Source organism: Microcoleus sp. PH2017_05_CCC_O_A (assembly GCF_020738785.1).
Classification (GTDB): Bacteria; Cyanobacteriota; Cyanobacteriia; order Cyanobacteriales; family Microcoleaceae; genus Microcoleus.
In genome coordinates this window covers 1-1,379 of sequence record NZ_JAEQCB010000315.1, presented here as the reverse complement: position 1 = coordinate 1,379, position 1,379 = coordinate 1, and the positions used below count along the sequence as shown (strand labels likewise).

The 1,379-nt window shown below is 39.8% G+C and carries 1 protein-coding gene and 2 pseudogenes; all 3 read left to right on the top strand.

The genetic code is table 11. The annotated features are described in order from the left end of the window. Nucleotides 1-310, top strand: a pseudogene (locus JGK20_RS34300) (hypothetical protein); the annotation flags it as partial. 103 nt (nt 311-413) lie between these two features. Further along, a pseudogene (locus tag JGK20_RS34295) lies at nt 414-962 on the top strand (IS4 family transposase); the annotation flags it as partial. 16 nt (nt 963-978) lie between these two features. After that, entirely contained in the window at nt 979-1,212 is a 234-nt protein-coding gene (locus tag JGK20_RS34290) for an IS4 family transposase (protein WP_293200723.1), read from the top strand. Nucleotides 1,213-1,379 lie beyond the last annotated feature (167 nt).

The following is a 1,379-nucleotide window of genomic DNA, read 5'->3' as shown; positions in this document are numbered from 1 at the left end:
TTACGATTTTTGGGATTCACCATATATCAAACCATCTCAGCTTAGGAAAGGACACGTAGATGCGACGGTTTCAAGAATTAAAAATCATCAAATTATCTTGGCAATACAGGATATAACCGAATTAAATTATACTACGCATGAAGCAGTCAAAGGAGTCGGATATCTTGATAATAAATATGCTCATGGATTGAAAGTACATTCAACGTTGGCAGCGACAACAGAGGGGCTACCATTAGGCATTATCGACCGTCTGGGCAAGAGCGCCAAAATATTTAGGCAAAGCTGCTCAACGTTCTCAAAAATCAACTGAAGAAAAAGAGAGTCAAAAATGGCTTGATGCTTTAAAAAACACGTTATCTATCATCCCGGATTCACAACAAGTAGTCACAATTGCTGACTGAGAAGCCGACTTTTATGACTTGTTTGCCTGTGCGAACCGTGAGGGAGGAGATTTTTTGATTCGAGCTACTCAAAACAGATGTTTAGAGTCTTCATCGAACCATCTTAAAGAAGAGATGGAATTGGTCGAACCGCAAGCCACAATGACTGTGGAATTGAAGCGCAACCCGACTCGACCATCACGAATAGCGACTTTAACTATTAGGTATAAAACCTTAACTATTCAACCCCCTCAAAATCGTCCTAAACAAGAGAAATTAAGTCCGATTCAACTGCAAGTTATTTTAGTCAGAGAATCCGAACCACCTTCTGAGTCGTCAGCAATTGAGTGGTGGCTAGTGACAAATTTACCTATTACTTGTATTGAGGATGTGACTACTTATGTGAGATGGTATAGTTATCGTTGGCTGATTGAGCGTTATCATTATGTGTTAAAAAGTGGTTGTGGAATTGAGAAGCTACAATTAGAAACAGCATCAAGGTTGGAAATGGCTCTAGCTACTTATTCCATTGTAGCGAAAGCGCTTACTTTATATTACTCATATAGCTCGGCTCGCGGATGATGCCAGTTGTGAAATCATGTTATCACCTCAAGAATGGCAGGCTCTTTATGCAACAATTTATCACAAAAGTTATCCTCATTCTTACCCGCCAACTTTAGGGGAAGCGGTTGGTTGGATTGCTAAATTGGGAGGTTTTTTGGGAAGAAAACATGATGGTTTTCCGGGAGTTAAGACCTTGTGGCGTGGATTGAGAAGATTGGATGATATTATGATGGGTTGGCTGCTATTTAATCAACTTAAAACAACTTGAATTGGTATTTTCCCAGGGTTAAAATAGCTGTGATGACAAATTGTGTTAATGACGTAAGTGATAATTTTGGCAAACCGCCGCCAATGGCAGAAAAACATTAGATTGCTGTTTGTCCAAAATGTGCGTTCGAGAAAAACCCCCAGATCCCTTGAGCAAACTCATTGCAA